Origin of the sequence: Methylocapsa polymorpha, from assembly GCF_045689225.1 — a bacterium.
Taxonomy (GTDB): Bacteria; Pseudomonadota; Alphaproteobacteria; order Rhizobiales; family Beijerinckiaceae; genus Methylocapsa; species Methylocapsa polymorpha.
In genome coordinates this window covers 2,270,950-2,294,839 of sequence record NZ_CP136862.1, presented here as the reverse complement: position 1 = coordinate 2,294,839, position 23,890 = coordinate 2,270,950, and the positions used below count along the sequence as shown (strand labels likewise).

The window sequence follows — 23,890 nt, the reverse complement described above, 5'->3', positions numbered from 1 at the left end:
CGCGCTCTAGGTCGAGCCGCGCCAACGCGAAGCGCCGGACTCGGTTGGCGAACGCCGTATTTGTTCTAACTGAATCGATAGGGAGACTTATCGGATGAGCAGCTCGATATGAGAGCGCCTATTGACCGGTTGCGCCCTGACGCTCCGGCTCCGCGTCGAGTCCCAACGCCTTGAAGCTCGCGGCGCGCGACCTCGCTTCGGCCTCGGCGTAAAGCTCCAGCTCATCAAGGACCGCGATCCCGAGCGCCGCCTCGAAGGCTTCCCGGTTTGCGCCCGCGGCAAAATTCCGCTGGCCCGCATCGCCGAGGTTCGACTGGAAAATGCCCGCCGCGCTCACCGGCAGGAAGTCCTCGTAAATGATCGGATCGATTCGCACATAGCCGGCTTGCACAAGCCCCGCCATTTCGCGCGGAAGCGAGGGCGCGCCGGCATGGCGCAAGCCATCGGCCGTCGGCGAGTAGCGAAAGAAGGCGAGCTCTTCGTCGCGCAGAGCGGTTTCATCATCCGGAAAGGCTTCAAATTGCCGCCGAAGCTCCTCCGCATAGGCCGCGCCATTGGAGCCCTCGCTTGCGGCTCGAACGGAGTCGTTCGCCGCGGCGAGAAGGTGATCATAGAGGGCCCGGCCTTTGGCCGTCAGCGCGACGCCGCGCTGCTCGACCTCGCCGAATCGCGCGGAATGCGCCCCGGCCTCGATCGAACCATCCGCCCCTTTAAGGACGATCGGCTCCGGGAGCGCCTTGAAGCTCGTCTGACGCAGCAGGATGGCGCGCTTGCGCCGCGGCGGCCCTTCGATAATCGCCTTCGGGTTCATGTTGCGGGTGCTCATTGCAAGCTGCACGGCGTCAATATCCAGCGCCTGCAGCGTCAGATGATTGATGTGCGGCCCTTTGAAGCAAACGACGTCGGCGATGAGCGGATGCGCCTTGCGTAGGTTGTAATAGACCTCCGCCGGAACTGTCGCCTCATTGCGCCAGCGGAAGGTCGCGACGGCCTCGGATGCGAACTCGCGCGCCTGCGCCTCGTCGAGCCCGCCCCTGCCCTCGAACATGGCGAGAAGCTCCAAACAGCGCAGCGTGAAAATATTGCGCCGCGCCAGGATCGCGGCGGCCTCCCGTCGCAGCTCGGAATCGTCGATCAGGTCCAGGCGAAGCAGCGAGGCGAAGATCCGAAAGGGATTGCGCCGCAGCGCCTCGTCGCCGACAGGTCGGAAGGCCGTGGAATGCACCGGCACGCCGGCTGTGGAAAGATCATAATAGCCGACGGGCGCCATGCCCATGACCGCGAAGAGGCGGCGGATGGTCGACAATTCCTCAGGGGTTCCGACGCGAATGGCGCCGTGGCGCTCGACGCCCAGTCGATCAAGGTCGCCGGCCTGTTTCAGCCGCATCGCAAGTTCGGGATCCTTGGCGAGCGCCTCGCGATTTATGTCGGCGACGAGCTCGCTCAGCGCGGCGTATTGAGGCACTTCGGATTTATACATGTCCGACATCGCGCCTGAAAACATCGCGCGGATAGCGTCAGCGGAAACAAAGGGAGCATTTGTCATGACGCGTCTCCAAGCCGAGAGCGATGAAGAACGATCAAATAGAGTCCGAAACCTTTATGTCGCAATGGCCCGGCCACCGCTGATCGGGACTAAAAGCTACAGGACATCGACCAAACAAGCGACGAATTATCCTTATCTTTTTCGCGGAATGCGGCGCCTTGAACCGCGCAATTGCGGCCCTGCCCTCCGGCTGCGGCGAGCGATCTCTGACGAAGCTACAACTCTATTTTGCAGCCAGCGCGCAGGAATGATCGAGCAGATCTTCTGCATGCGCCCGGCCGCCGGCGATCGCGCGGTAAGCGAGAAGAATGAACCCTTCCTTTCCATCCGGCCGCCGCGCGCCGACCACCGCGAGCGTCTCGTCGCGCATCGGCGTCCCCGAGGCGCGCGCGTCATCGGCGAGCAGGACGAACGGATCAGGCTCGGGCTCGGCGCCGTCGATCCACCGCGCGCGATAGACGCGGCCCGCGAGACTGACCGGCAGATCGGCCCATTTTGACGTGATCTCCGGCATCCGAACCGATAGCGCATTGCGCACGTCGGGGCGAATGCAGTCGACATGAATGTGGAGCTGGTCCTGGGTGCGTGAGCCTGTAGCGTTGATCGCCATGCCAATCGCGTCGCGGGGCAATTCTTTCTGCGCACGGAGCGCGACGAAGCCGCGGGCGGCCCACGCCAGACGCCAATAATTCGGCAAAGCCGCGGTTCCGACCAGCGGCTCCTCGATGCCCGTGAGGCGGCGCGTCGGGATCAACAGGAACTGCGTCCTGCCGATGAGATCCTTTACAACCGCTGAGCCAGCCTCTTCGCCGCCCGCCAGGTCGACGGCCGCGCAAGGCGCCGGGTTGTCGGCCTCGACCTTATGCAAGACGCATAATCCATGCACGATCTCCCACAAGGCGTCACGATTAGCCGCGCACGCGCCGCCGCCGATGGCGGAAATGGCGAGGGCGCATATAAGCGCCGCGATGGCCGGGCGCCGGCGCCCCCTCCGCTTTGCTTCAATGCGCCGGAAGGCGGAAGAGGTCTTTGCGAACATCGCGTGATAGCTTCGTCTCAGGATGGCGAACGGGCCATCGTCGGCGAGCGGCGTCTCGCCTCAGCTGCGCTGGAACGCCGTCATATCATCTCGGTCCCTTTGTGCGTAGGGGGAATCGGGGTCGCAGGGGGCCGATCAGCCGGAGATGAAGTTTTGGCGATGACATGATGCTTCCGCGCCGTTTACATGAAACTTGCAGAAATCGCGACCGGTGGGTCAATGGTTCAGACAATTCAAATTTTAGTGCTGCTGCTCGCCGTGGTCGCCGCGGTCGCAACCATCGCGGCGCGCTTGGAAATTCCGCAGGCCATTCTTTTGGTGCTCGCCGGCGTCGTCCTGGCGCTGATCCCCGGCCTGCCGACGGTCGAGCTGGCGCCAGAGCTGGTGCTGCTTCTGGTCTTGCCGCCGGTCATATATTCGTCGGCAGTGGACATGAGCTGGCGGGAATTCCGATTCAATCTCCGCCCCATTTTCCTGCTCTCCGTTGGATGCGTCGCGTTCACGACCGTCGCCGTCGCGGCGGCCGCCCATTGGCTGCTGGGCTTCGCCTGGCCCGTAGGCTTCGTGCTCGGCGCCATTGTTTCGCCGCCGGACGCCATGGCGCCGCTCTCGATTGCCCGCAGGCTGCAGCTTCCCCGGCGAATCCTCGTGGTCCTTGAAGGGGAGGGCCTGGCGAATGACGCCGCCGCGCTGATTCTCTACCGCTTCGCGATCGCCGCCGTCAGCGCCGGCGCATTCTCGTTCGGCCAAGCCGCGGGACTGTTCGCAGCGATCGTCGGCGGCGAAATCCTCTGGGGCATTGGCGTCGGCTGGGCGATATTGCGTCTACGGCGCTGGGTCCGCGATCCGAGGATCGAGATCACGCTCTCGATCCTGACTCCATTCCTGTCCTATTGGCCGCCGGAACATCTCGGCGGCTCGGGCGTGCTCGCGACCGTGACCACCGGCCTCTACATCAGCTGGAACGGCTTCCGGCTGATCAGCGCCGAAACGAGGCTCCAGGGCATCTTCTTCTGGGACTTCTTCATCTATCTCATCGAGGGCATGGTGTTTCTCATCACCGGGCTGCAGACGCGCACGCTGATGGTTCGGATCGCCGACGACTCGCTTTCCGGGATGGCCATATCCGCCGCGCTGGTGAGCGCTGTGGTGATCGCAGCCCGCTTCGTCTGGATGTATCCGGCGACTTATTTGCCGCGCTGGCTCTTTCCCCCGGTCAGGCGCCGGGATCCGTCGCCGCCCTGGCAAACGCCATTCGTGCTGGCATTCACCGGGGTGCGCGGCATCGTCTCCCTGGCGGCGGCGCTCGCAATCCCATTTGCGACGGCGAACGGACAGCCTTTCCCCGATCGCGATCTTATTCTGTTCCTCACCTTTTCCGTCATCCTCGTGACGCTGGTGGGACAAGGCTTGGCTCTTCCTTCGGTGATCCGGGCTCTCGGCCTCGCTCATGCGGGGCGCCGGGAGCGCCACAGCGCCAGAGCCGAGGAGGACAAAGTTCGGCGGCAGGCGATCGAGGCCGCGCTTGAGCGGCTCGATCAGATCGCCGCCGAGCGCAATCTCGCCGAGAGCGTCGTCCAGCGGCTTCGCGCCCGGCACCGCGATCGGCTCATGCACATCGAGCAGAGAAGCGACGGCGATGACGGGCATAAGAAGCTCACCGAGCTTTATGACGAGATCGAGCTCCAGCTCATCGCCGCGGAACGCGAGCGCACGAACGACCTATTCTGCGGCGGCAAGCTGACGGACGACGCGCGGCGTCGGATCGAGCGCGAACTCGATCTGCGCGAGGCGGATCTCGCCAACCGGCGGGGCGAAGAGTGATCGCGCGTGATCGCGCAAATACGGCGCGCGCAGGCGCCCGCCGGCTTACGCAAGCAATCATGTCGGTAGTATCTCATTTTGAAATTCGCGTTTCTCCCACCCATATGGATAGGGACGGAAACTGCCTGTTTGGGGCTTTACCTACCGCAAAAAATACATCCACAGTTGGGCACGAATTGTGCGACTCTGCGTCGAGGGCAAGGCACCCCACCTTCTAAATTCGGTATCTTTACCTATAATTGACTTTGCTACCGAATAGTGATTCGAGGCACCCGAATCGCGAATTGTTTGTGAAGGACGCGAACATGTCTAAGGGACCGCAAGGCGAGAGACGCCCTTCCGACGCCATCGACTGCGCAGTTCACGTTATGCGCATTGCCACAAGCGAAATCACTGAAGAACTGAAAGAGCCGTCAGTAAAGGTCCATTCTGGAAAGGCTGGCGCAAAGGCGCGCGCGGAAAAGTTCTCAAGGGAAGAACGTGGGGCTATCGCTAAGAAGGCGGCGGCGGGGCGATGGAGTGTGGATCAGTGACAAAGGAAAATAAACCGCGCCAGCAACCTATATCTTCCACTAAGCATAAGGCGCCGCAGCGACCATCGAATGAACAGGCGTCGATGGCTGCGGAGTTTAGCTTTGATCCAAAAGGAAAGCAGGAGCCGGTAGATATCGAAAGTTCGAAGGATGGATGGAGCGAGTATACGCTTGCAGACGGGAGCGTAATTAGGCTAAAAGCCGTTTTAATGGATGTTAAAAAGGCGGTTGGGCAATATGATCTAGCTGGAGATCCTATATATGTTATTCAATCTGCGCTAGTTAACCAAGTTAGAGCGCCAGATCATCTTAAAAAGAAGAGTTAGAAGATGCCTGCAATTGCTCAAGAACGTCCCCGCGCTAAGTTCAGATCCTTGCATGTGGCTGAGGATGTCTCAGGTGGTCCAGTGGTTAATGTTATTAACACGAATACTTCGGATGCCTACTTGATATTGTCAAGTACTCAAATGCTCTTGAACTGTATCATAGATATGGCGGCTTCTACCACCATTCTTAGTGGTAGCGGCGTGAGTTATTCGCTAACTATTTCTACTTATCCCGCGCAGGAGAAATACGATCGCCCGCAGGAGGAATACGATCCCGCGTTTGTATCGATGCTCATACAAGCCGATGCCGGGAAGCCCGAAGCTGAATTCACTAATGTTATAGATATGATAGAATGGCTTGATCGCACCTAGTCATGGCTGAGCCAAAGACATCGGCCGAAAATAATGAAATTAAATGGGAATTAGCCCCCGGGTTTAAGGATTCCTGGAAAAAATATCTAAAGACAAATTCAGGAATTAAAGAGGCAATGAGAGAATTCGATCGTTGCAAGCGTGCAGTTCCGCCGATCCAATTGCCTGGAAAAATGAAAGATCATAAGTTGGACGGCCCATTGAAGGGTTATTATGATTGTCATTTAGATGATGATGTAATATTGATTTATAAACCTATAGGTAATGGCGGCTATAAGCTTTTTAGACTTTGTGAGCATGCGGATTTGAAGGGGCCTAAGGCTAGGATTTTAGTTTCGCATTTAAAATGAAAATAATGCTTGCTGGGCTTTCTCAATGCGCCTCGAAAAGACGACATCATGATCCAAAGCATGGCGTATGCTGGGCTGACTGAAAAAATTGCCATTCTTTTGTAAATCAATACCGCGGGCGTAAATTCAAATTGAATTGTCCGTAAGCATTACCCAGCGGGATGAGTTTTTCAAATTTCAAACTAAGACACTAACATCATGTCCGATAATTTGATAAAATTTATATACTAATATAAAATGGCTATAGCATCCACTCAGCGAGCGCTTCCTGGCGTGACGGGCGACTCAGGCGTCGGGTCGCAACTATGAAGGTTTACCCATTGGCCGCTCACCGGTCGAACTCACAGAATTACGCCGATCGACGATCATGACTGAGCGCCGCCAATTGCGCCTTGGGGCGGTCATGCGCCCGACGACCATCCATACCGGGGCCTGGCGCTATCCGGGGGCCTATCCCGACGCCAATTTTAATTTGGCGCATCTCAAGCGCTTCGCCCAGACGCTCGAGGGCGGCCGGTTCGACCTCTTCTTCATGGCGGATCACCTCGGCGTGCTCAACATGCCGCTCGACGCCTTGAAACGCAGCCATACCGTGACTTCATTTGAGCCGTTCACGCTCCTTGCGGCACTGGCCGGCGCGACCGAACGCCTCGGCCTGGTGGCGACGGCCTCGACCACTTTCGAGGAGCCCTTCCATATCGCCCGCAGATTCGCCTCGCTCGACCATATCAGCGGCGGACGCGCCGGATGGAACATCGTCACCACGTCCAACCCGGATTCGGCGCTGAATTTCGGCCTCGAGGAACATGTCGAGCATGGCGAACGCTACCGCCGGGCGCGCGAATTCTTCGACGTCGTGACGGGCTTGTGGGACAGTTTCGCGGACGACGCTTTCATCCGCGACGTCGAGAGCGGCGTCTATTTCGACCCTGCGAAACTGCATGCGCTGAATCACAAAGGCGCGCATTTTTCCGTGCGCGGGCCGCTCAACATAGCAAGGCCCATCCAGGGTTGGCCAGTCATCGTGCAAGCCGGCGCCTCGGAGGCGGGACGCCAGCTCGCGGCCGAGACCGCGGAGATCGCGTTCACCTCACAGTCGAGCCTCGCCGACGGCCAGCGCTTTTACGCCGATGTGAAAGGGCGCATGGACAAGGTCGGCCGCGCGCGCGACCATCTCAAGATTCTCCCCGCCGCTTTCGTCGTCGTCGGCGATACGCTGGAGGAAGCGCGGGCGAAACGGGCGAAGCTCGACAGCCTCGTTCACTATGACAGCGCCATAGCCTCGCTGTCGGTCTCGCTCGGTCATGACGCGTCGGGCTTCGACCCGGATGCGCCGCTGCCCGAAATCCCCGAGAGCAATGCGAGCAAGAGCAGCCGGGAAAGGGTCGTGGAATTGGCGCGGCGGGAAAAGCTGACCGTCCGCCAGCTCGCCCAGCGCCTCGGCGGCTATGCCGGCCTCGCCTTTGTCGGCGCGCCTGCGGGCATCGCGGACCAGATGGAGGAATGGCTGCTGGCCGAGGCCAGCGACGGCTTCAACGTCATGCTGCCTTATCTGCCGGGAGGGCTTGAAGATTTTGTCGACAAGGTCGTGCCCGAATTGCAAAGGCGCGGGATTTTCCGGCGGGAGTACGAAGGGGCGACGCTGCGCGAAAATCTCGATCTGCCTCGTCCACGGAATCGCTTTTTCGATTCTGCGGAGGGCGTCGCGGATGTTTCCTCCTGAAACGAGCCCGGCGACTGAAGCCGCATGGAACCCGAGGCGGACGCTCTACGCCGCGCCGCCTTTATCCAGCGTATGCTTCACAAACGGCCATTCGAGCGTGAAACGGCCATCGAACAACCTCATCCGCCGAACCGGCTTTCCGGCGCCGTCGCGCTCCAGCAGAGGCAGGCCCGCGCGCAAAGCCTCCGCTGCACGCGGGGTCAAGGCCGTTTCGACATAGATCCCGAAATCGGCCGTCACACGAACGATCGTTTCGAACGGCGCCACGCTTTGGAACTCGGCAAGCGCCGCAACGGCCCGGTCGATCTCACGCAATCGCTCGAAGAGTTTGTCATCGTCTCGCAACGCAGGCATTGTCTCATCCGATCTTAGGAGCGAGATTCCTTTTCATAGCGCGTGCGCCTATGCGAGCGGGAAGCGCCCTAAGGACTGCAGGCTCCGCAAAAGCGGGGCCAATCGACGCAGAGCCAAAACTCTCTGGTGCGGGCGACGCGCGAGAAATCCACGCGGACGCATGGCGCGGCGCGAAATTTGATTTCTCACAGAAAAATTAGCGCCAAGACTTGAAAATCAGCGCCAAGGCTTGCCTTCGCCGCAGCGCTCACGCCGTAATCGCGAGAGACGAATCACGCGAGAGCATGTCTTTGAAAAACTTGAGCGACTTTTTCGACAAGCGCATGCCTAGTTTTTTGAATTTGAGCGATTCCACCGGATCGGCGCCGCCGCTCATTGGAATCGGTTAACCAAGAGTTAACGAGCTTCGATAAGACTTTAAAATGCGCCAAAGCTGTTTCGCGGCATGAGGGCTGCGCCATGAAATTCACCAAGCTTCGCTTGACGGGCTTCAAGACCTTCGTCGAGCCGACCGATTTTCTGATCGAGCCGGGCCTCACCGGCGTCGTCGGGCCGAACGGCTGCGGCAAGTCCAATCTCGTCGAGGCCATGCGCTGGGTGATGGGCGAGAATTCGTCGAAAAGCATGCGCGCGTCGGGCATGGACGATGTGATCTTTTCCGGCGGCGGCAACCGGCCGGCGCGCAACATGGCGGAGGTTGGCCTCGTCCTCGACAACGCCGAGCGCACCGCGCCCGCCGCCTTCAATGACAGCGAGATTCTCGAGGTGACCCGCCGCATTGAGCGCGAGTCGGGCTCGACCTATCGCATCAATGGGCGCGAGGTGCGGGCCCGCGACGTGCAATTGCTTTTCGCCGACGCTTCGAGCGGGTCGAGATCGCCGGCGATGGTGCGGCAGGGCCAGATCGGCGAGATGATTTCGGCGAAGCCGCAAGAGCGCCGCCGCATCCTCGAGGAAGCCGCCGGCGTCGCCGGGCTGCATTCCCGCCGGCACGAAGCGGAGATGCGCCTGAAGGCCGCCGAGGACAATCTCCTGCGCCTCGACGACATTTTGCAGCAGATCGACGTCCAGGCTAAGAGCCTCGAACGCCAGGCGCGGCAAGCCTCGCGCTACCGCAATCTCGCCGGCGAGATCAGACGCGCCGAAGCCTTGCTTGCGATGATCAACCACGCCGAGGCGACGAGCGCGCTCGCTTCAGCTGAGCGCAAGTTCGAATCAGATACGCGCGACGTCGCCGAAAGGACGAGGCTGCAGGCCGAAGCCGCGCGCCTGCAAGGAATCGCCGCGCATGATTTGCCGGGTTTGCGCGACTCCGAGGCCGCCGCCGGCGGCGCATTGCAAAAGCTCATTCTCGCCCGCGAGACGCTCGACGGCGAGGAAAGACGCGCCAAGGCCCGCATCGCCGAGCTCGAACGGCGGATCGCGCAAATGACGAGCGATCTCGCGCGCGAGACCGCGCTGATCGAAGACGCCGCCGACGTTCTGGCGCGCCTCGATGCGGAGGCGCGCGAACTGACCGACGCTGGAGCAGCCGAGGCTGAGCTGAGGCGGCCGCGCGAGCCCGTCTCGTCAACGCCGAAGCCGAGCTGGCGACCGCGGAGAAAGAGCTTGCCGAGGCGCAGGATTTGCGCGCCGCAATCGAAGCGCCGCGCCGCGTCCGAGACCGCGCTGCGGGAGGAATCCGCTCGGCTCACACGGATCGAGGCGGAGCCGGCAAGGTGGCGCAGGAGCGCGCCGCGCTGCGGGCCGAATTTGGCGGCGACGACGATCGCGCTATTTTGCAGGCGGCGCTTGAGCAAGCCGTCGAGACGGCCGCCGTTTTGGAGGATGAAGTCGCCGCCGCCGAGATCCGTCACGCCGAGGCGCGCGCGGTGGAAATGAGCGCCCGCGCGCCCTTGGCCGAGGCCGAGCGCAAGGCGCAAAATCTGAGCACTCAGGTCCATACCCTGTCGAAACTGCTGAACGCCGGAACCGGCGGCTTCTGGCCCGCGGTCACGGAGGAAATCAGCGTCGCCAAGGGCTATGAAGCAGCGCTTGGCGCAGCCCTCGGCGACGATCTCGACGCCTCGACCAATCCGGCCTCGCCGGCGCATTGGGCGCATACCGACGCCTCGGAGGATCCGGCGCTGCCGCCAAGCGTGCAAGCTTTGTCGACGCTCGTCACCGCGCCGCTCGCCCTCGGCCGCCGGCTCGACCAGATCGGCATTGTATTGCGCAGCGAGGGCCACGCCCTGCGCAAGCTGCTGAAGCCTGGCCAGAGACTTGTTTCGAAAGAAGGCGATCTGTGGCGCTGGGACGGGTTCACCCAGGCCGCCGAAGCGCCTACGCCGGCGGCCCGCCGACTCGCTGAAAAGAATCGCCTTGGCGATCTGACGATCGAAGCCGAAGCCGCTCGGTCGATCGCCGACGACCTGAAGGCGGCCGCCGATCGGGCGCAAGCCGATCTCGCCAAAGCGGCGATCTCGCCACGCCGGCGGCCCGCCGAAGCGGCGGCGGCCGAGAGCGAAGTGAGATCAGCATAAGAGCGCCTTGCGCGAAGTCGAAAGCGGCGGCGCGAGAGCGAAGAAAGACGTCGCGGCGGAGCGGCGCGCGGCGGCGGCGGCGGCGGCGGCGGCGCGGCTTTCCGCCCTCGAAGAAGCATTTTTGCGCCTCGAAGCCAATCGCGACGAAGCGCGGGAAAAGCACGCGCAGGCCCAAGCCGCTGTCGCCGGATTGACGCTTCCACCGAGCTCACCGCAAGGCTCGACGCGGCGCGGGCGCGCGCGGCGCAGGAGCGCGCCGCTGTCGCCGAGGCTCGCGCCGAGTTGCAAACCCATTTGCATGAGGCGCAGACGCGGGCGAAACGCCTGCATGCGATTGCGGATGAACGCAAATCCTGGCAGCTTCGCAACGATGGCGCCGGCGGACAGATCAGCGCTTTTGAGTCGCGGCTCGAAGAAGCCGCCGGGGAACGCGAAACCCTTCTCGACGCGCCTGACGCGTTCCTCGCGACGCGCCGGACCCTGCTGGATCAGATCGCGGCGGCCGAAGCGGCCCATAGACTCGCCGCCGACGCGCGCGTCGCGGCTGAGGCGCGCCTCGCCGAAGCCGACCGTCAGGCCCGCGCCGCGCTCGAGCGATGAGCGCCGCGCGCGAGGAAAAGCCGCAGCGAGGCGCGGGTCGAGTCGGCGCGGCAGCGCTGCGACGAGGTATTGCGCGCGATCTCGACCGAGCTCGATTGCGCGCCGGGAGATCTCGCCTCGCTCGCCAATGTCGCGCCCGGCGCCGAACTCCCGCAGGCGGGAGAAGTCGAGAAGCGGCTCGAACTCCTGAAGCAGGATCGCGAGCGCCTCGGCGCAGTCAATCTGCGAGCCGAGGATGAATTGAACGAAGCTTTGGCATCGAAGACCAATCTCGCGACCGAACATGCCGATCTGACCGAAGCGATCCGGCGCCTGCGTCAGGCGATACAAAGCCTGAACAAGGAAGGGCGCGAAAGGCTGGTCGCGGCTTTCGACACCGTCAATACGCATTTCAAGGAGCTTTTCACGAGCCTTTTCGGCGGCGGATCCGCCGAGCTGCAGCTGATCGAATCGGACGATCCGCTTGAGGCGGGGCTGGAAATTCTCGCCCGGCCGCCGGGAAAGAAGCCGCAGGTGATGACGCTTCTCTCCGGCGGCGAGCAGGCGCTCACCGCGATGTCTCTTATCTTCGCGATTTTTCTCACCAATCCCTCGCCGATTTGCGTGCTTGACGAAGTCGACGCGCCGCTTGACGACGCCAATGTCGAACGTTTCTGCGATCTCCTCGACCAGATGCGCCAGAAGACCGAGACCCGTTTCATCACCATCACGCATAATCCGATCACGATGGCGCGCATGAACAGGCTTTTCGGCGTCACCATGGCCGAACGTGGGGTAAGCCAGCTCGTCAGCGTCGATCTGGAGCAGGCCGAGCGCTTCCTTGACGCCGGCTGAACGCGGCCGTTTGTCCCGGTTGGACAAAATTCACGCAATCACATTTATCCATTTAACTTCAGTATGTTAGATGTTTACGCCTGAGTCTTGACAGGGACGCTGACCGACCATATGGTGCGCCCGGCCGAGAGGAGCCCAGCCTCAAGGCCTTTTGTTTTTCTTCAATCGCCCTAAAAGAGCCGCGTTTTCTCGCTTTTCGCCGCCGAGCGTCTTATAGATCGCTCTCGGATCGTCTTGGCGCAGCAGGAGAGACGAGTGGCGGAGCGTGAAACAGGGCGCGGCGGAAGCCAAAAGCGGGGGGGCAGCCAGGAACGGGGCGCGGATCAAGGACGAGTCCAAGGCCAAGGCGAACGAGGGCGCGAAGAACAGGAACGCAAGGAAGCCGAGGGCCTGAAAGCCCGGCTCGACAGTCTCTCGAGAGCGCTCGACGCGCAAAAGAGCGCGCGACCCCCTGCCGAGGACGCAGCCGCGCCCGCGGCGGGGTCTTTGGGAAGCGCGATGACCCTTGGCTTTCGCGTGCTCACCGAATTCGTGGCGGCGGTTGTCGTCGGCGCCCTTATCGGCTGGCAGATCGACGTTTGGACCGGGGCCACGCCGGTGTTTTTGCTGGTCTTCCTCCTATTCGGGACGGCGGCCGGATTTTGGAATGTTTATCGCATCGCCGTCGGCCCTCAAGGGTCGAAAGGCTTGAAGTGAAGTTTTGCGCGCCAATGGCGCCAAGGCAAAAGTTCGAAGAAGGGTTCGCAACGGCGGTTCGACCGGTTCGATGATCCGGTCGAGGATTAGGCAAGGGATAGAAAGCAGTGGCGGAAGAACAGACCATGGATCCGATCCACCAGTTCAATATCGAACGGATCATCAGCCTCCATCCTTGGGGCGTTGACGCCTCGTTCACCAATGCCGCGCTGTTCATGCTGATCGTGGTTCTGGCGGCCTCTGCGCTGATGATCCTTGGAACCTGGCCGCGCGCGCTGGTGCCGGGCCGGCTCCAGTCGGCCGCGGAAATGACCTATGAATTCGTCGCCTCCACCGTGCGCATGTCGGCCGGGCACGAAGGGATGCGTTTCTTTCCTTTCGTCTTCACGCTTTTCTTGTTCGTCCTGTTCTCGAACCTGATCGGGCTCATCCCCTACACTTTTACGGTGACCAGCCAGATCATTGTAACCTTCGCCCTCGCGGCGCTCGTCATTGGCATGGTCATCGTTTACGGCGTCGCCCGCCACGGCCTACATTTCCTCGGGCTCTTCGTCCCCTCGGGCGTTTCCCCCTTCCTGCTTCCCTTCCTGGTGCTGATCGAGATCATTTCCTTCGCGTCCCGCCCGATCAGCCTTTCGGTTCGTCTCTTCGCGAATATGCTCGCCGGCCACATCACCCTGAAGGTGATGGGCGGTTTCGTCGCGACCCTACTTGGCGCCGGCGCCTATGCCGTGATCGCCCCCCTGCCGCTCGCGGCGACCGTCGCGCTGACGGCGTTCGAATTGCTCGTGGCGGTGCTGCAGGCCTATGTCTTCGCCATCCTTACTTGCGTCTATCTCAATGACGCAATTCATCCGGGCCACTGAATAAATATTTGAACAACAGATCGGTCGCCCCCTTTCGCAAGCTCAGGAGTTAATAATGGATCCAGTTGCAGCTAAATACTTAGGCGCAGGCCTCGCCGCGATCGGCATGGGCGCCGCCGCGATCGGCGTCGGCTTGATTTTCGGCAATTTCCTGTCGGGCGCGCTGCGCAATCCAACTGCATCCGACGCGCAGTTCGGACGCGCCTTCATCGGCGCGGCGCTTGCGGAAGGCTTGGGCATTTTCGCCTTCCTCGTTGCGATCCTTCTGCTTTTCGTTCTGAAATAAGTTAAAGAACTCGGCGCGTTCGGTCTATGGCCGGGCGCGCCGCCGCTTCCAGGAGAGCCGGTCCGTGAATGACGTCAAAGCCCGATTGGAAACCATCGCACAATCGCAAGCCAAGCGCCTCGCGAAGACCCTGAGCGATTTGGGCGAAACCACCGCCAAGCTCACGGCGATCGGAACCGCTGCGGCGGAGCAGGGACGTCGTCTTGTCGAGTCCGAGGTCGCCAAACTTAAGCGGCAGAAGCTTTCGCCATTCGCTTGGTCGCTTGTCGCCGCCGGCTCCGCCGGGGCGATCGTATCGCTTGCCGTCGCATTGGGGGCCCATTCGCTAGATGGCGAGGGCGCGCGCATCGCCCGGCTCGACCAAAGCATCGCCGCTTTGGGCAAGCGCGTGGATTCGATCGAACGGACAGACAATGAGGCCTTGGCGACATCGCGCATAACCTCGACGGCGCTCGCCAATCGCGTCGCCGCGGCGGAGAGCGCCATAAGCAAGAGCACAACCTTGACAAATTCTACCCTTGCCGAAATCCAAAAAACGGTCAGCTCGCAGCAGCCGCACGTTCTCTCATCTGGCGAAACCGTCGCCCAGTTCCCCGATCTCGGGCGTCTCGAACAACGCCTTGCCGCGCTTGAGGAAAAGGTGAAGGCGCAGGGAGCTTCAGTCGGGGAGACCAGCGCGGAGCTCCCAGCCGACGTCGGCCATGGAGCTGGCGCATTCCCGCCGTTCGAGTCGGCCAATTTCACGCCCTTGCTGATCTGGCTCGTGCTGAGCTTCGGCTTGCTCTATCTTCTGATGTCGAAGATCGCCTTGCCGCGCGTCGAAAACATCCTGCAGACGCGCGCCGCCAAGCTCGCCAAGGACCTCAGCGAGGCGAGTGCTTTCCACAAGCGCTCTGAAGAAGCCGCCGCAGCGCATGACAAGACCATCGCCGACGCAAGGGCCAAGGCCCAGGCACTGGCGCAGGAGACTCATGTCAAGCTCAACGCCGAAGCGGATGCGAAACGCCATGCGCTGGAAAGCGATCTGAACGCCAAGCTCAGCGCGGCGGAAACGCAAATCGCCGAGACAAAGGCCAAGGCGATGGCGAATGTGGAGGGGATCGCCGGCGAGGCGGCCACCGCGATCGTCGAGCATATCACCGGCAAGCCCGCAGATCCCAAGGCGATCGCCGCCGCCCTGACCGCGACCAAAGCCTGAGGCTGGAGACTTTCGATGTTCAATGAGGAGTTTTTCGTCGCCCTCGGATTTGCGATCTTCATCGCCTTGCTCGGCTATCTCGGCGTCCATCGGAAGATCAATGCGGCGCTCGATCGTCGCGGCGACCGGATCAAGGGCGAGCTCGCCGAAGCGGAGCGGCTTCGCGCCGAAGCCGAGGCCCTTCTGGCCTCTTATGAAAAGCGCCGCGCCGAAGCCGTAGCCGAGGCTGAAGCTGTCGTCGCCCAAGCGCGCGCCGAGGCGGAGCTTCTCGCCAGGGAAGCGCATGAGCGGATAGCCGAATTCATCCAGCGCCGCACCAAACAGGCGGAGGAGAAAATCGCCTCCGCCGAAGCGCAGGCGACCACGCAAGTGCGCGCCGCGGCAGCCGAAGCGGCGACCAAAGCGGCGGCGGTGGTCTTGAAGGACAAGGCCCAGGGCCCCTTTGGCGAGGAGCTGATCAGCAAGAGCATTTCGGATTTGAAAACGCTCTTTCACTGAGATCACGCAGTAAAAAGCTCAAATTGGGGGCATGATCGTTTCAGCCGGAAACGATCATGCCCCTAAATGTTTTGAAGCCGAGCATGTCGCGAAGATGATCGCGACAGTCGTGAATCAAGATGTGCCAAGGGAATTCCGACAGTCCTATTTCGCGGCGGCCTTCGTCCATTTGAGGACCGGGTTTCGCGCCGCGCGGGTCTCGTCGAGCCGACGGCGCGGCGCATAAAATGGCGCGTCGACAAAACGCTCAGTCTCGCCGCGCCGCGCCGCGAAAGCCAGATCGCGCAAGGTCGCGATGAAAAGATCGAGCGAAGCCTTCGACTCGGATTCGGTCGGCTCGATCAACATCGCCCCATGCGCGACAAGCGGGAAATAGACCGTCATCGGATGAAAGCCCTCATCGATGAGCGCCTTGGCGAAGTCGAGCGTCGTCAGACCGGTCGGCTTCAGCCAGGCGTCGTCAAACAAAGCCTCGTGCATGCAAAGCCGGTCGCCGAAAGGCTGCGACATGAGATCGGCAAGACTTGCGCGAATGTAATTCGCGCTCAGCACGGCGTCTTCAGACGCCTGCCGCAAGCCATCGGCGCCATGCGAAAGCATATAGGCGAGAGCCCGCACGAACATGCCCATCTGGCCATGAAAGGCTGTGATCCGGCCAAAGGCCTGCGGGGCCTCGCCGAGATGCTCGACGAGATGAAGGCCGCTTTCATTACGCCGAAGAAAAGGCACGGGCGCGAAAGGCGCAAGCAAGGCGGACAGCACGACCGGGCCAGAGCCCGGACCGCCGCCGCCATGCGGCGTCGAGAAAGTCTTGTGAAGGTTGATATGCATGGCGTCGACGCCGAGATCGCCCGGCCGCACCTTGCCCATGATGGCATTGAAATTCGCCCCGTCGCAGTAGAAATAAGCGCCGGCCTCATGCACGGCCTCAGCGATTGCGACAATGTCCTTTTCGAACAGCCCGCAGGTGTTCGGATTGGTCAACATGATCGCGGCGACGTCCGATCCTAACCTTCGCCTGACTTCAGCGGCGTCGACCGTTCCATCGGCGCGCGCCGGAACGGAGCGGACCTCGAAGCCGATGCGCGTCGCGCTCGCCGGGTTGGTGCCATGCGCCGAATCCGGCACGAGAACGATTTTGCGGATCTCGCCCTCGCCCTTGGCCTCGATCGCCGCCTTGATCGCCATCATGCCGCAGGCCTCGCCATGGGCGCCGGCCTTGGGCGACATGGCGACCGCCTCCATGCCGGTCAGCGCCATAAGCCAGCGGGCGAGCTCCTCCATGAGCTCCAGCGCCCCTTGCACGGTCGATTGCGGCTGCAAGGGATGAATGTCGGCGAAGCCTGGCAGCCGCGCCATAGCCTCATTGAGGCGCGGATTATGCTTCATCGTGCAGGAGCCGAGCGGGTAAAGGCCGGCGTCGATCGAATAATTCTTCTGCGACAGCCGCACGTAATGGCGCATCGCCTCGGGCTCGCTCAGGCCTGGCAGGCCGATCGCCGCCTCGCGCTCGAGCCCGCCCAGACGATGCGCAAAGGGCGCGGGCTCATCCAGATCGACGCCCGTGACCTCCGCCCGGCCTATCTCGAAGATCAGGCCTTCCTCAAGCGCGAGACCACGGTTTCCGGTGAAGGTTTCGACGTCCGATCTCGCCGCGTCGCTCGGCTGCGTGGGACGCGCCTGCGTCGGATGTTCAGGCCTGTTCAGCATCAAAGCGCTCCCTGCAAGGCGTCGACGAGAGCCGCGCGGTCCTCGTCAGCATTGATCTCGGTCGAGGCGACGAGGATCAAATCGTCAAGGCCGCGGCCAGGCAAAAGCCGCGAGACGGGGACGCCGCCGAGCACGCCCTTTTGCGCCAGGCGCTCCACCACATCCGCCGCATCGCCTGGCACTCTGATCGTGAATTCATTGAAAAATGTGCGGTTCAGCACCTCGACGCCTTTCACCGAAGCGAGGCGGTCGGCGAGATCGACCGCGTTGGCGTGATTGATCCGCGCGAGGCGGCGCAGACCCGTCTCGCCAAGTAGGGCGAGATGAATCGTGAAAGCGAGACAGCAGAGACCGGAGTTTGTGCAGATGTTCGAGGTCGCCTTGTCGCGCCTAATATGCTGCTCGCGCGTCGAAAGCGTCAGAACGAAACCGCGCCGCCCTTCCGCATCGACGGTTTCGCCGCAGAGGCGGCCCGGCATCTGGCGAAGATATTTTTCCTTGGCCGCGAAAAGGCCGACATAGGGGCCGCCAAAATTCAAGGCGTTGCCAATCGACTGGCCTTCCCCAACGACAATATCCGCGCCCATGGCGCCCGGCGGCTTGACTAGGCCGAGCGAAACCGCCTCGGTGAAGACCGCGATGAGAAGCGCGCCTTTCGCCTTGCAGATCGCGGCGAGGCCCGAAAGATCGCGCAAATTGCCGAAGACATCCGGGCTTTGCACGACCACGCAGGAGGTCTCCGCATCGATCGCGGCGCCGAGGTCTTCAAGCGCGAAAACATCAGGAGGAAGCGCCGCAACAGATTCGCCGGCGTTCTCCGAGACCGTGCGCACGACCTCGACGTAATGGGGATGCAGACCGCCGGACAGCACGGCCTTGCGCCGGCCTGTGACGCGATGAGCCATCAGCACAGCCTCAGAGGTCGCCGTCGATCCGTCATACATCGAGGCGTTGGCTGCATCCATCGCCGTCAGGGCCGCGACCTGGGTCTGGAACTCGAAAATATATTGCAGCGTGCCCTGCGCGATCTCAGCCTGATAGGGCGTATAGCTCGTCAAGAATTCCGAGCGCTGGATCAGATGATCGACGCTGGCCGGGATGTGATGCTTATAGGCGCCGGCGCCGATGAAAAAGGGGACGGACCCCGCCGCGACATTTTTCGCGGCGAGTCCGGCGAGCAGGCGCTGGACCTCCATCTCGCTCTTACGCCGCGGCAGGTCGAGATCATGATCGAGCCGCTTGTCGGCGGGAATGTCCGCGAAAAGCGCGTCGATGTCGGCGACGCCGACGCGAGCCAGCATATCGGCGCGATCGTCTGGCGTCAGAGGAAGATAGCGCATGGCGGCTCCGTTTTATTCAAGAGATTTCACGTAATCCTGGTAGGCGTCTTCATCCATCAGGCCGTCGAGCTCGGTTGAATCGCTGAGCCTGATCTTGAAAAACCAGCCGTTGCCGAGAGGATCCTCGTTGACGATGGCGGGCGTCTCCTCGAGCGCGCGATTGATCTCGACGACCTCGCCCGACGCCGGCGCATTGATTCCGCTCGCCGCCTTGACGCTTTCGACCACGGCGGACTCGGCGCCCTGGCTCAACATCCTGCCGACCAAGGGCAGCTCCACGAAAACCACGTCGCCCAATTGGGATTGTGCATAATCGGTGATCCCGACGACGCCGGCGTCATCCTCGACGCGGATATATTCGTGGTCCTTGGTGTAATGCGTCGTCGGCATCAGGGTCCCCTGTAATAAGCGTGCGGCGTGAAAGGCATCGAGACGATGCGCGCCGGAAGCGGCTTGCCCCGCGTCATGAGGCAAACCGGCGCGCCGATCGTCGCATGAGCTGCGTCGACATAACCCATGCCGATCGGCCGCCCGAGGCTTGGCGCGAATCCGCCCGAGGTGAGGCGGCCAATGAATTGGCCTTCCGGCGCAGCGATCTCCGAGCCTTCCCGCGCCGGCGCCTTGCCCTCGAGAAGGAAGCCGACCCGACGGCGCGCCGGGCCCTGGGCGATCTGGCGCGCAATCGCCTCCGCGCCGGGAAATCCGCCTTGCTCGCGCCGGCGCCGCGGGATCGACCACAAGAGCCCCGCCTCGACCGGATCGGTCGTCCGGTCGATATCATGGCCGTAAAGGCAAAGACCGGCCTCCAGCCGGAGCGAGTCCCTGGCCCCAAGACCAATCGGAAGAACCTCAGGTTCCGCCAAGAGCGCCTGCGCGAAGTCAATCGCCGAGGCGGCCGGAAGAGAAATTTCGAAACCGTCCTCGCCGGTATAGCCCGAACGCGAAACCCTGAGGCGAAGGCCGCCAAGATCGATGTCGCGAGATGACATGAAGGCCATGTCCGTGAGGCCGTGAATCACTTCCGTCGGAACCGACGCAGCTTGCAGGCGCCGGAGCAAGGCCGCTGCCGCCTTTGGCCCTTGCAAGGCGAGCAAGGCCCTGTCGTTGAGAATGATGAGGTCAAGATCCGGGAGCTTGGCTGCAAGATGGGCGAAATCGGCGGCCTTCATGCTGGCGTTGACAACGAGGAATAGCCGCTCGCGGCCGGCTTCGTCCTCAAGGCGCGTCACCATCAAATCATCGAGAATGTGGCCGTTAGGATCGAGCAGCTGCGTATAGCGCATCTGGCCCGGAAGAAGCCCTTCGATGTCGCCCGGCGTCAGAGTTTCGAGACGGCGCGCGGCGCCTAGCCCTTCGAGAATCGCCTGACCCATATGGGACACGTCGAAGAGACCGGCCTTGGCGCGGGTATGAAGATGTTCAGCAATGATGCCGGTTGGATATTGCACCGGCATGTCGTACCCGGCGAAGGGGGCCATCCGCGCGCCGAGCGCGCAATGCAAATCATGAAGCGGCGTATGCGCCAGATCCGACCCTGCGGCGGCTTGGGTATCAGACATGCGAGCTACTCGACCGGACAGTTGCAAAGCACGCCAACACTTTCGGTCCAAGATCCGAACGCCGACGCTTTGCCCCCTCTGTCCTGTGACCTGAGAGATTTCCTCCGTCCGAATTTTTGCGCATTCGGCGCGAAGTTACCTCCGTCGGTGGATTTCCCGCGAGACGCGGCAAATCGCTTTCCAGAGCGTCATCCCCCATGCGGTCCTTTGGGCCTGAGCGTTTCCGGGGCGGTTGCGCCTTCGGTGCCGATTGGGAGGCGAGAGCCTCGAATCGGTCTCTTCCGCTGGGGTTTTTAGTCTGACCTAACGAATGTCGGCGCACATGCCGGAATTGTCAATGGCGGCGCCTTTGTTTCAGCAATCCGGCCTTGGCTTCGTCTGCTCACGGCTTATCGCGTTTGCCGCCAGGCTTTTCCGCGCCGGCGCCCTCGTCAATCCCGACCTTGATGCTGTAGTCGTCTTCCGCATGGTCTTGAATGAACGGAACGAACAGCTGCTCGGAGACGATGGTGTAATCTGCGTAAGTCTGACCGGCCGGAATGCTCGCGGAGGCGCGATAAAGCTTGCTGACGACCGGCTGATTGTCGCTTTGACGAACCACCGCCACGCGCACCGGCACGTTGAAGCTGCCGGGAGCGCCCGTTGGACCGAGGAGCACCTTGCCGGCGACGCCCACCTTGATGGCGATCCGTTCGCCGTCGAGCGAGCATTCGCGCGCCACGTCATCAACCGAAGACTGGTAGCGCAGATTTTCATTCGACGGCGGATTTCCCGAGTGGACTTGACTCGCGGCCGTCCCTTCGAGAACGAAAATCTGCGGGCAGAAAATGCGCCGGGTTTCGGCTCCGGGCGCTGGCGGGGCGCTGGCGCTCTTGAGCCCAAGGAGATTGCCAAGCCTCGAGTCGGCGGGCTCAGGCTGATCAAAATTGCCGACGCGACCGCCGCATCCGCAAAGCGCCAGGGTCGCCAAGGCGGCGAGGCTTAGCGCCCCCATGCGGACCAAATAGCGCCGCTTCATTCGTAACCACTCCAGATCAGATCGCAAGAGAGGTCTGCTCTACAGTAATCGGCGCAAAACCTCCAGCTTTGGCTGCCATCGGATCGACCGGTCGCGCGCCGCGCAAAATCGCCTCAGACCCTCGGGTTCGGAACTCGGGTGGGGCCGAGGCGATGATCCGATCTCTTTGAAATCGGCGCTTCCTGCTTCGCGGCACGCCTGAGCCGATTTAATCCATTGGCGCGACGGAGGGGACCGGACGCGTCTTCGGCGTGCGTTTCCAGGTTTCGGTGGCGCCAAAAACGGTCTTCAGGATCGACGGCGCATTCGAGAGGCTGACATAGATCATCAAAGGCGTCAGCGACGCGAGCGTGGCGAAATAGCGCAGCGTCGAGCCGCGCCGCAAAGCGACATAGGGCGCGAGCGTCATGCAGATCGCGATGATGGCGACCAAAGCGGCGATGACATCGATGACCGGCATGTAGACCGCGAGATCGCCGCCCCGCAAAAGAACGCAGGCGAGGAGCGACGCGCTGGCGATGGCGACGCAGGGATAAAATGTTTGGATGAGGATCAGCAGGCTCGCGGACATTTTTCGCCGCAGCGGCCAATCCGCCATCCAGACCTGTCCGAGGAGCTTGCGGGCGACCTGCACAAAGCCATTTGACCAGCGTCTTTGCTGGACGCGCCAATGCGTAACCTTATCCGGAACGAGCCCCGGCACCGGAGGATCCATCGCGAAAAGACCATGCCATCCGGCGATTTCGGCGCGCACGGTGAGGTCGAGATCCTCGCACAGCGAATCGGCCGACCAACCGCCGGCCGCCGCGATGGCGGCGCGGCGCCAGACTGCGCCGGTGCCATTGAACTGAAACATCCAGCCGGCGCGATAGCGCGTCGCCTGCTCCATCATGAAATGCGCGTCGAGCATCAATCCCTGGGCGCGGGTCAGCCAGTTCGTCCGATAGTTCGAAAATTCGCAGCGCGATTGCACGAAACTGGCGCGAGGATCGGCGATCAGGGCGGGGACGATGCTGCGCAGCCAGTTCCGTGGCGGCCGGAAATCGACGTCCAAAATGGCCACATAGGGAGCGCTGGAGTGAATGAGCCCGGCGGCCAAAGCGCCGGCTTTATAGCCTGAACGATCGCCGCGGCGCAGATGCAAAACGTCATAGCCCTGCTCGTGGAGGGCCCCGATGACCCCCGCTGCAATGGCGCAGGTCTCGTCCGAACTGTCGTCAAGAAGCTGGATATGCAGCCTGTCTTGCGGCCAATCGAGCGCGGCGGACGAGCGCAAGGCGTCGGCGACCATTTCAGCTTCGTTGAAGACAGGTATTTGCACGAGAATATGGGGAAGATCGGCCTCGGCCGGAACTGCGGCGCTCAACGGCCGGCCCCAGGCCCTCCCGGTCGCACGATGATAGATATTTATGCCGATGAGGCTCAGGAATCCGCCCCCGACGAAAAGAAGGCCGAGCACGGAAATCGTAAAGCTCGCCTCGCTGATCAATTTGAGAAGATCAAAAAACCCCAATTGCCCAGCCCCCCGGCAAAATCCCCTACCCCGCTCCCCGATGCGCGCCTGCGGATGAGCCGCGGAACGCTTTTAGCGCGTTTGGACAGCCCTCCGTAAAGCCTGAGCTATGTCCTTGCCCACGCCTAAGACCTTGCGCACGCTAAAACGGATGTCCGAACGAGCCGCTGCGGACGGATTTGCTTACGCTTTTGAAAGCATGAAAGCCGCAGATTCGACAACAAACAAATTGCAACAGAATGTTGCAGGAATTGAGAAACCTTCCTGCTTGCCTGTCATAGACTCGCCAAAGTCTTAACAAAGTCTTACTCAATACGTAAGGCTCGGATGCGTCCAATTTGGACGTTGCAAATGCTCCCTGTGGATAAATCCGGCCATTCAATAGAGCGTCACGGGACCCGCTCTTGTGTTTCGGGCACGTTTACTTCGAAACGGGCCATGATTTTGTCGACGAGCCGCGCCGGCAGGGTCCTGGCGAGCCGCGCGGCCAAATAAAGCTGCCAAGGAAAAGCTATGACCGCCTTGCCGCGATCCAGGCCACGGCGAATGATCAGGGCCGCCTGGGCGTCGCTGACCTCGAACGGCTTCACGGCGTCGATGCTGTCATTCAGAGGCGTCTTCACGAAGCCGGCGATGACGAGGCTGACGCGAACCCCGCGCGGCTCCAGCCGCCCGCGCAAGGATTCCGCATAGGAGTGGACCGCCGCCTTTGCCGCGCTATAGGCAGGCGCGTAGGGGAGGCCGCGCAGGCCTGCCATCGATCCGACGAAAGCGAGCTGGCCGCGGCCGCGCAAGCACATCGGCGCGATCAGAGGCTCGACCGTATTCAGAACCCCGATGAGATTGGCGCCGAGCACGGCGCGGACCGCCTCCGGATCTTCACGAAGGTCGGAAGGCGCGAGCCCAGTCGTAATGCCGGCGTTGGCGACGCCGAGATCGAAGGGACGATGGGAATCGCGCTCGGCGATCCATTGCGCCAAGCCAGCCTGATCGCGCACGTCCAAAAGCCCGATCTCGACCTCCGCCCCCTGCCCGCGCGCCGCCTCCGCGACGGCGGCAAGCCGATCGCTGTTGCGCCCGAGCAAGGCCAAACTCACGCCGGGCCGCGCATAAGCGAGCGCAAGCGCGCGGCCGATGCCGCTCGATGCGCCGGTGATGAGGATGGATTGGGCCGGTCTCATTT

At 62.1% G+C, this 23,890-nt stretch carries 20 protein-coding genes, 1 pseudogene and 1 riboswitch; of the genes and pseudogenes, 11 read left to right on the top strand and 10 right to left on the bottom strand.

All coding sequences use genetic code 11. The features are described 5' to 3' along the window. Window positions 1–118 precede the first annotated feature (118 nt). Complete coding sequence (locus tag RZS28_RS10545) at window positions 119–1,546, bottom strand: VOC family protein (protein WP_407337721.1); 1,428 nt, start codon at window positions 1,544–1,546, stop codon at window positions 119–121. A gap of 223 nt (window positions 1,547–1,769) precedes the next feature. Beyond that, window positions 1,770–2,585 (bottom strand): CDP-diacylglycerol diphosphatase, encoded by an 816-nt coding sequence (locus RZS28_RS10540; protein ID WP_407337720.1) that lies wholly within the window; start codon window positions 2,583–2,585, stop codon window positions 1,770–1,772. Between the two features lie 219 nt (window positions 2,586–2,804). Between RZS28_RS10540 and RZS28_RS10535 the strand changes: the two genes are divergently transcribed. The 5 genes from RZS28_RS10535 (at window position 2,805) to RZS28_RS10515 (ending at window position 7,713) form a co-directional block, all read left to right on the top strand. Then, window positions 2,805–4,409 (top strand): Na+/H+ antiporter, encoded by a 1,605-nt coding sequence (locus RZS28_RS10535; protein ID WP_407341101.1) that lies wholly within the window; start codon window positions 2,805–2,807, stop codon window positions 4,407–4,409. A 529-nt stretch (window positions 4,410–4,938) separates the two neighbouring features. Continuing rightward, window positions 4,939–5,268, top strand: a complete 330-nt coding sequence (locus RZS28_RS10530; protein WP_407337719.1) for a hypothetical protein — start codon at window positions 4,939–4,941, stop codon at window positions 5,266–5,268. 3 nt (window positions 5,269–5,271) lie between these two features. Further along, window positions 5,272–5,640, top strand: coding sequence for a hypothetical protein (locus tag RZS28_RS10525; protein WP_407337718.1), 369 nt, complete (start codon window positions 5,272–5,274; stop codon window positions 5,638–5,640). 2 nt (window positions 5,641–5,642) lie between these two features. Next, window positions 5,643–5,990 (top strand): type II toxin-antitoxin system mRNA interferase toxin, RelE/StbE family, encoded by a 348-nt coding sequence (locus RZS28_RS10520; protein ID WP_407337717.1) that lies wholly within the window; start codon window positions 5,643–5,645, stop codon window positions 5,988–5,990. Between the two features lie 367 nt (window positions 5,991–6,357). Beyond that, complete coding sequence (locus tag RZS28_RS10515) at window positions 6,358–7,713, top strand: LLM class flavin-dependent oxidoreductase (protein WP_407337716.1); 1,356 nt, start codon at window positions 6,358–6,360, stop codon at window positions 7,711–7,713. A gap of 45 nt (window positions 7,714–7,758) precedes the next feature. Here the strand turns inward: RZS28_RS10515 and RZS28_RS10510 are convergent, their stop codons facing one another. Continuing rightward, window positions 7,759–8,067, bottom strand: a complete 309-nt coding sequence (locus RZS28_RS10510; protein WP_407337715.1) for a hypothetical protein — start codon at window positions 8,065–8,067, stop codon at window positions 7,759–7,761. A gap of 459 nt (window positions 8,068–8,526) precedes the next feature. On the opposite strand from RZS28_RS10510, the pseudogene smc reads away from it, so the two are divergent. The 6 genes and pseudogenes from smc to RZS28_RS10480 all read left to right on the top strand — a co-directional run bounded on the left by smc (window position 8,527) and on the right by RZS28_RS10480 (window position 15,567). After that, a pseudogene (smc, locus tag RZS28_RS10505) lies at window positions 8,527–12,023 on the top strand (chromosome segregation protein SMC). A gap of 255 nt (window positions 12,024–12,278) precedes the next feature. Next, window positions 12,279–12,719: an AtpZ/AtpI family protein gene (locus tag RZS28_RS10500; protein WP_407337714.1), complete on the top strand. Its 441-nt coding sequence runs from the start codon at window positions 12,279–12,281 to the stop codon at window positions 12,717–12,719. 125 nt (window positions 12,720–12,844) lie between these two features. After that, a complete protein-coding gene (locus RZS28_RS10495) occupies window positions 12,845–13,585 on the top strand; it encodes a F0F1 ATP synthase subunit A (RefSeq protein WP_407341100.1) in 741 nt (246 codons plus the stop codon). Window positions 13,586–13,640: 55 nt separating this feature from the next. Then, a complete protein-coding gene (locus tag RZS28_RS10490) occupies window positions 13,641–13,871 on the top strand; it encodes a F0F1 ATP synthase subunit C (protein WP_407337713.1) in 231 nt (76 codons plus the stop codon). A gap of 64 nt (window positions 13,872–13,935) precedes the next feature. Next, a complete protein-coding gene (locus tag RZS28_RS10485) occupies window positions 13,936–15,069 on the top strand; it encodes a hypothetical protein (RefSeq protein WP_407337712.1) in 1,134 nt (377 codons plus the stop codon). A gap of 15 nt (window positions 15,070–15,084) precedes the next feature. Further along, entirely contained in the window at window positions 15,085–15,567 is a 483-nt protein-coding gene (locus RZS28_RS10480; protein ID WP_407337711.1) for an ATP F0F1 synthase subunit B, read from the top strand. 144 nt (window positions 15,568–15,711) lie between these two features. Here the strand turns inward: RZS28_RS10480 and gcvPB are convergent, their stop codons facing one another. From gcvPB to RZS28_RS10445, 7 genes are all read right to left on the bottom strand, one after another. Beyond that, complete coding sequence (gene gcvPB / locus RZS28_RS10475) at window positions 15,712–17,277, bottom strand: aminomethyl-transferring glycine dehydrogenase subunit GcvPB (RefSeq protein WP_407337710.1); 1,566 nt, start codon at window positions 17,275–17,277, stop codon at window positions 15,712–15,714. Beyond that, the gene (gene gcvPA, locus RZS28_RS10470) at window positions 17,277–18,617 is read right to left on the bottom strand and encodes an aminomethyl-transferring glycine dehydrogenase subunit GcvPA (RefSeq protein ID WP_407337709.1); all 1,341 of its coding nucleotides are present in this window, start codon (window positions 18,615–18,617) and stop codon (window positions 17,277–17,279) included. The genes gcvPB and gcvPA overlap by 1 nt, the downstream gene beginning before the upstream one ends. A 12-nt stretch (window positions 18,618–18,629) precedes the next feature. Continuing rightward, window positions 18,630–19,007, bottom strand: a complete 378-nt coding sequence (gene gcvH, locus RZS28_RS10465; RefSeq protein ID WP_407337708.1) for a glycine cleavage system protein GcvH — start codon at window positions 19,005–19,007, stop codon at window positions 18,630–18,632. Beyond that, window positions 19,007–20,176 (bottom strand): glycine cleavage system aminomethyltransferase GcvT, encoded by a 1,170-nt coding sequence (gcvT, locus tag RZS28_RS10460; protein WP_407337707.1) that lies wholly within the window; start codon window positions 20,174–20,176, stop codon window positions 19,007–19,009. Before gcvT ends, gcvH begins: the two co-directional genes overlap by 1 nt. 190 nt (window positions 20,177–20,366) lie before the next feature. Continuing rightward, a riboswitch (glycine riboswitch) is annotated at window positions 20,367–20,470 on the bottom strand. An 88-nt stretch (window positions 20,471–20,558) separates the two neighbouring features. Further along, window positions 20,559–21,194, bottom strand: a complete 636-nt coding sequence (locus RZS28_RS10455; protein ID WP_407337706.1) for a hypothetical protein — start codon at window positions 21,192–21,194, stop codon at window positions 20,559–20,561. Between the two features lie 208 nt (window positions 21,195–21,402). Then, complete coding sequence (locus RZS28_RS10450) at window positions 21,403–22,707, bottom strand: glycosyltransferase family 2 protein (RefSeq protein WP_407337705.1); 1,305 nt, start codon at window positions 22,705–22,707, stop codon at window positions 21,403–21,405. 389 nt (window positions 22,708–23,096) lie between these two features. Further along, window positions 23,097–23,888, bottom strand: a complete 792-nt coding sequence (locus tag RZS28_RS10445; RefSeq protein WP_407337704.1) for an SDR family NAD(P)-dependent oxidoreductase — start codon at window positions 23,886–23,888, stop codon at window positions 23,097–23,099. Window positions 23,889–23,890 lie beyond the last annotated feature (2 nt).

What these genes read in the sequence shown, in the direction of transcription:
- RZS28_RS10545 (WP_407337721.1), bottom strand. Translation starts at nt 1,546, where the DNA reads ATGACAAATGCTCCCTTTGTTTCCGCTGACGCTATCCGCGCGATGTTT.
- RZS28_RS10540 (WP_407337720.1), bottom strand. Translation starts at nt 2,585, where the DNA reads ATGTTCGCAAAGACCTCTTCCGCCTTCCGGCGCATTGAAGCAAAGCGG.
- RZS28_RS10535 (WP_407341101.1), top strand. Translation starts at nt 2,805, where the DNA reads ATGGTTCAGACAATTCAAATTTTAGTGCTGCTGCTCGCCGTGGTCGCC.
- RZS28_RS10525 (WP_407337718.1), top strand. Translation starts at nt 5,272, where the DNA reads ATGCCTGCAATTGCTCAAGAACGTCCCCGCGCTAAGTTCAGATCCTTG.
- RZS28_RS10520 (WP_407337717.1), top strand. Translation starts at nt 5,643, where the DNA reads ATGGCTGAGCCAAAGACATCGGCCGAAAATAATGAAATTAAATGGGAA.
- RZS28_RS10515 (WP_407337716.1), top strand. Translation starts at nt 6,358, where the DNA reads ATGACTGAGCGCCGCCAATTGCGCCTTGGGGCGGTCATGCGCCCGACG.
- RZS28_RS10510 (WP_407337715.1), bottom strand. Translation starts at nt 8,067, where the DNA reads ATGCCTGCGTTGCGAGACGATGACAAACTCTTCGAGCGATTGCGTGAG.
- RZS28_RS10495 (WP_407341100.1), top strand. Translation starts at nt 12,845, where the DNA reads ATGGATCCGATCCACCAGTTCAATATCGAACGGATCATCAGCCTCCAT.
- RZS28_RS10490 (WP_407337713.1), top strand. Translation starts at nt 13,641, where the DNA reads ATGGATCCAGTTGCAGCTAAATACTTAGGCGCAGGCCTCGCCGCGATC.
- RZS28_RS10480 (WP_407337711.1), top strand. Translation starts at nt 15,085, where the DNA reads ATGTTCAATGAGGAGTTTTTCGTCGCCCTCGGATTTGCGATCTTCATC.
- gcvPB (WP_407337710.1), bottom strand. Translation starts at nt 17,277, where the DNA reads ATGCTGAACAGGCCTGAACATCCGACGCAGGCGCGTCCCACGCAGCCG.
- gcvPA (WP_407337709.1), bottom strand. Translation starts at nt 18,617, where the DNA reads ATGCGCTATCTTCCTCTGACGCCAGACGATCGCGCCGATATGCTGGCT.
- gcvH (WP_407337708.1), bottom strand. Translation starts at nt 19,007, where the DNA reads ATGCCGACGACGCATTACACCAAGGACCACGAATATATCCGCGTCGAG.
- gcvT (WP_407337707.1), bottom strand. Translation starts at nt 20,176, where the DNA reads ATGTCTGATACCCAAGCCGCCGCAGGGTCGGATCTGGCGCATACGCCG.
- RZS28_RS10455 (WP_407337706.1), bottom strand. Translation starts at nt 21,194, where the DNA reads ATGAAGCGGCGCTATTTGGTCCGCATGGGGGCGCTAAGCCTCGCCGCC.
- RZS28_RS10445 (WP_407337704.1), bottom strand. Translation starts at nt 23,888, where the DNA reads ATGAGACCGGCCCAATCCATCCTCATCACCGGCGCATCGAGCGGCATC.